The following is a 4,814-nucleotide window of genomic DNA, read 5'->3' as shown; positions in this document are numbered from 1 at the left end:
ATGTTAGATCGCTTGGAAGATGCCTTTGTTCGGCTTTCCAATTTCTCGGCGGACATTGCTCATGAACTGCGAACCCCTGTTAGCAACCTCATGACCCACACCGAGGTGGTGCTGACCAAAAAGCGGAATATTGATGCTTATGAGGAGAATCTTTACTCCAATCTAGAGGAGTTGAAGCGTATGTCACGCATTATTGACGACATGCTCTTTTTGGCCAAATCCGACAACGGCTTGATTATTCCCGAACAAGCGTCTATCGAACTAGCTGATGTCGTTGCTAAACTGCTTGCGTATTACCACTTAGTGGCTGACGAACGCGATATCCGTCTCTCAGTCTCAGGCGCAGGAAATGTGCTGGGAGATAAATTAATGATTGATAGAGCGGTCTCCAATTTGTTATCCAACGCGCTGCGTTACACCCCGGTAGGGGAAACTATTTCTGTAACGATTCACGAGGCGGAAAGAACGGTAACCCTCAGCGTCGAGAATCCCGGAGGGACGATCGAGCCCGAGCACCTGGACAAGCTCTTTTATCGCTTCTATCGGGTCGATCCTGCCCGGCGCGAGGGTAGTCCAAGCAACGCTGGCCTCGGCTTGGCTATTACCAGATCTATTGTTGAGGCCCATAAAGGCAGAATCTGGTGCACCTCATTAGACGGCGTGACGGGCTTTCACATGGAATTTCCCCGCCAATAATAAAATATCGAATAAAGGTAAATATTTTAAAATCAGCCGCATAGCGATCATAAGGGACCTTACACGATTGTAATGTTAACCATTGGAACGGACGAACTCTGAATATGTCGGATTTATGAGCTGCTAGAGGATCACCTCAGGCCAGCTCAAGACTATACGCTAAAATACGAACTTTGGAGGAAGTCATGACTGAAACAATGTTCAATAGCTGCATTCAAGCTTGTTCTAACTGCGCTCTAGTTTGCGAAGCATGCGCATCTGCCTGTTTACTTGAAGACGACGTACAAACGATGGCCCGTTGCATTGAGCTCGACAGAGATTGTGCTGACATATGTGCTCTGGCAGCCAGACTCATGAGTCGCCAGAGCGAGTTGGCTAAAGAGTTCTGTGCATTGTGTGCAAAAATTTGCCGAGCCTGCGGTGAAGAGTGTGCCAAGCATCAGATGGATCACTGCCAAGAGTGCGCGAAAGCCTGTATGAAGTGCGCTGAGGAATGTGAACGTATGGCTGTATAACCAGCAAGCCGCTTTCCTGCCAAGATGGTATCTTATGGACTTGGTAGGAAAGCGCTTTTATTCAGTGGCAGGACACCTACGCTCTACCCACTGAAATGACGCCTTGGCTTCTATTGTTACTCTTGTGCAAAAAAAAGAATGCCATTTGAAAAATCAGTCATAAGCCAATCGTAACGATCATACAATTGGCTTATATCGTATTAATTCCCTTATAAATAATTAACCGTTATTGATGCCAACTGGCGCGCTACGGAACTCCACTGAGTGGACAACTCCATCAGGAGTACGAATTTTGATTTCGTATGGCTGCGCACGATAGCTTGGCCAGCCTAGAATACTATCTTCGCCCATTGGCGTCACACTTAGTACATCACCGCTTTCAAGAAGAACCTTTAAAGCCTGTCTACCCTCGACTGCAGCATAGTCATGCTGCATCGTTGAGTTTCTATCAACCTCAGCCATTGCGAAGGAGGAACTTACGGCTATGCCAACAGCAAGAACTGCCGCAAATTTTTTCATCGTTAACACCTCTTGGTCATTGATGTTGGATAGTTTAAAGGTGTCAACCTTACACAAAGCTGAGTCTTATATTACATTAATGCTAAGCGGAGCTTACGTGTGATGTGCTCTTAACCTCATCACTTGCACTGAAAAACAGCAGAAATTTTTGTTCGATGGCTGCTGCTCGTGGTCTTCAAATTCCGGCAGCAAGAAGCGGATACTCGAACAAGGCGTAGTTCCCCCAAGCGCAACAGAATCTCAAGACAACACTAGCATTTATGCCGTGAGCCAATTTATTCTAGGGATGGTCTGAAGTAGCCCTGTGTTTCCGGCCGACTTCTGCCCTTGCCAATTTTAGAAGCGGCGATTCGACCAAAATCGATCAAGTCATCCGCTCATTTCTGAGTTTTTAGCCGCCGCGAACACCTCTCAGCGGCCATTTCCCACATTACAGGCGCACCTCTCCTGCATTCGTCAGCAAATGCCGGCGCGCCATCCACAGGTTCGACAGGGCAAACAATGTCACCAGCTGCGCCGTGTTCTTCGCCAGGCCACGGAAGCGTGTCTTCACATAACCGAACTGGCGCTTGATCACCCGGAACGGATGCTCGACCTTGGCACGCACCTGGGCCTTGGCTTTCTCGATCTTGCGCTTGGCTTTGTACAGCGCGCTGCGCTTACTCAGCTTCTTGTACGTACTACGACGGGCCGCGATCTGCCAGATCACCTCACGGCCTTCATGTTCCGGGCGCTTCTCTACGCCGGTGTAGCCCGCGTCGGCACCGACCATGTTTTCCTCACCGTGCAGCAGTTTGTCGACCTGGGTGACGTCTGCAACGTTCGCTGCCGTCCCTACCACGCTGTGCACCAGGCCGGACTCGGCATGCGCCGATGTGGGCCTTCAGTCGGGTAAAGCAGGAGTGTTACCACTCCTGCCTCCCCTAAGAACCGTACTTGAGAGTCACCCCTCATACGGCTCAAGCCTTCCAGCAGCCTGAGTGAGACTGGGTAACCTGACGATGCGCTCTTCGGCGCTCAAGGTAAAACGTCCATGCCGGATCGAACGGGTTCGCTGCACTGCATATTTTGATATGCCGCACGATCGAAACACTGGCGGCGGCATACAGCCAAGCGGGTTGACTCATGCCGCGCGCTTTCTCCTGGGTGGCGAAAACCCAGTGCCGTTGACCCACGACACGAAAGTAGCGTTGTTTTACCCAATGGGCACTTTTCATGGCGTGCCGGCGAACTGCCCAGCGCCATAACACTTGCCAAATCTGATGGTCGATCCATGCGAAACGCTTGGCGGCGACAACATGGCGATGATACATGGCCCATCCTCGGATCACCGGGTTCAGGGTCAAGATCAAGTTAGCTTGAGTCGCCGTCTTGTTTGCGTTCGCGATTTCCCGCACCTTATCCAGCAATGCCTTCACACTCTTGCGAGCCGGAGTGATGAGTAGCTTGCCGGCGTACTTGCGTACGTTCTGGCCCAGAAAATCGAAGCCTTGCGAGATATGCGTTATCTGAGTCTTTTCATCAGAGAGTTCCAAGCCTCGCTCTTTCAGGAACGCCTCAATTGCAGGACGAACCTGATGTTGCAAAACAGCTTTCGTGGCCCCTGTGATGATGAAGTCATCGGCATATCGTACGACGTGTATCTTGAATGGCTTACGCTTGCGCGCTGTCGAAGCCACGCTTGCATGGACGACATCTTCCAGGCCATCCAGCGTCCAATTCGCAAGTACCGGAGAGATGATCCCCCCTTGCGGGGTTCCTGCCTCCGTTGCGAACAAGGCTCCCTGATCGACATACCCCGCTCGAAGCCATTTGCGCAGAACCACCTTATCCATGGGTACGTTGGTGAGCAGCCAATCGTGACTGATATTGTCGAAGCAGCCTCGAATGTCACCTTCAAGCACCCAATGCGCCGAACCACGTTTCGCTAGTGCATTGAAGCAGTGTGCGATTGCATCGGCAGTGGATCGCTGCGGCCGAAATCCATAGGAGTTGGGATCTGCACGCGTTTCGGCAACCGGCTCAAGTGCCAGTTTCCACAGCGCCTGCATCGCACGATCCCGCATCGTTGGAATCCCCAGCGGACGCTTCTTGCCATTGCTTTTGGGTATGTAGATGCGTCTCAGCGGTTGAGGCCGATAGCCCCGATGCTGTAACGCTTGTGCTCCCGTCGATTTAGCCACCGGAGTCGACCAGATCTTGCCATCAACGCCCGGTGTTCTCTTGCCTCTGTTTTCCGTCACTCGCTTCACGGCCAACATTTTGCCGCTGAACGAGCGAGTCAGCAGTCGCTGCAAGGCTTGCACCTTGCCCCACCTGCCTTCTCGTGTTGCCTTGGCGATACGGACCTGGAGTCGTTTCACTTGCGACTCGATCTGGTTCCAGTGTTGGGGCCAGGCCGATATGAAGTTCGAAGGCGCACCAGTGCTCGCCGTTGCTTGCGCATTGGGTGCGAGCACTGCCATCTGCTTTCCTCCGTGCAACGATTGATCAGGTTTTCTCGCCATGGAAGACCGTGTGGAAGTCTGCTCGCTTTCGCGCCAGATGATGTTTCAATCTGTATTCACCCCATTACAGGGTGACCTTCGCTTTTTCCACATTCCTTTACCCGCAGCATCAACAGCTTGCTTTACAGCTCACCTGCCGAAGTCGGCAACGCTACGGGCTTACCCTGTTCCGCATGGATTTCCGAACGGGTCGGGCTCCTCGATTTCGCCGGCGGCACCACATCCACGAGGGGCTATCGGTAAGAGCCCCTGCCTGGCCGCGCACCTTTTGGTACAAGCCTGTCAGCATCTTTGGCTTGGCTACTATGACGACGTTTATATGAGGTTCACTTGTGTTAGCCGTACCCGTTCATCCCTAGCGCCTCTCCGCCTTGATGCTGGCAGATTCAGTCTGGCCTCGCGGTTCGACCTACCGAAATATCGGCGGTTACATTGTCCCCAGAGCTTCAGACCCGGCTGTTACCGGCCACGCCTGTCTGGGTAGGGAACGAGTGGTGGAACAGTCGGTTCCGTCGGGCGTTAACCTGCGGAACAGAAACCCATGCGACTTTCAGGTCGCACTGCCGAAGTAATACTG

At 52.5% G+C, this 4,814-nt stretch carries 4 protein-coding genes and 1 pseudogene; 2 read left to right on the top strand and 3 right to left on the bottom strand.

The annotated features are described in order from the left end of the window. On the top strand, positions 1 to 696 hold a 696-nt coding region (locus tag V7080_RS24125; protein ID WP_334190922.1), incomplete at its 5' end, for a heavy metal sensor histidine kinase. A 185-nt stretch (positions 697 to 881) separates the two neighbouring features. After that, the gene (locus tag V7080_RS24120) at positions 882 to 1,211 is read left to right on the top strand and encodes a four-helix bundle copper-binding protein (RefSeq protein ID WP_024162553.1); all 330 of its coding nucleotides are present in this window, start codon (positions 882 to 884) and stop codon (positions 1,209 to 1,211) included. Between the two features lie 219 nt (positions 1,212 to 1,430). On the opposite strand, the gene V7080_RS24115 is transcribed toward V7080_RS24120, so the two are convergent. The 3 genes and pseudogenes from V7080_RS24115 to ltrA all read right to left on the bottom strand — a co-directional run bounded on the left by V7080_RS24115 (position 1,431) and on the right by ltrA (position 4,195). Continuing rightward, positions 1,431 to 1,730 (bottom strand): hypothetical protein, encoded by a 300-nt coding sequence (locus V7080_RS24115; protein ID WP_085987739.1) that lies wholly within the window; start codon positions 1,728 to 1,730, stop codon positions 1,431 to 1,433. 430 nt (positions 1,731 to 2,160) lie between these two features. Continuing rightward, positions 2,161 to 2,617 (bottom strand): annotated as a pseudogene (locus V7080_RS24110) (IS5 family transposase); the annotation flags it as partial. A gap of 72 nt (positions 2,618 to 2,689) precedes the next feature. Continuing rightward, positions 2,690 to 4,195: a group II intron reverse transcriptase/maturase gene (gene ltrA / locus V7080_RS24105; RefSeq protein ID WP_312809500.1), complete on the bottom strand. Its 1,506-nt coding sequence runs from the start codon at positions 4,193 to 4,195 to the stop codon at positions 2,690 to 2,692. Between the last annotated feature and the right edge of the window lie 619 nt (positions 4,196 to 4,814).

Origin of the sequence: Noviherbaspirillum sp. (genome assembly GCF_036846085.1) — a bacterium.
Classification (GTDB): domain Bacteria; phylum Pseudomonadota; class Gammaproteobacteria; order Burkholderiales; family Burkholderiaceae_D; genus Noviherbaspirillum.
The sequence above is the reverse complement of the archived record's forward strand: the minus strand, read 5'-3'. Positions and strand labels throughout refer to the sequence as shown.

Excerpts from the sequence above, each read along its gene's own strand:
- V7080_RS24115 (WP_085987739.1), bottom strand. The coding sequence starts at position 1,730 with ATGAAAAAATTTGCGGCAGTTCTTGCTGTTGGCATAGCCGTAAGTTCC.
- ltrA (WP_312809500.1), bottom strand. The coding sequence starts at position 4,195 with ATGGCAGTGCTCGCACCCAATGCGCAAGCAACGGCGAGCACTGGTGCG.
- V7080_RS24120 (WP_024162553.1), top strand. The coding sequence starts at position 882 with ATGACTGAAACAATGTTCAATAGCTGCATTCAAGCTTGTTCTAACTGC.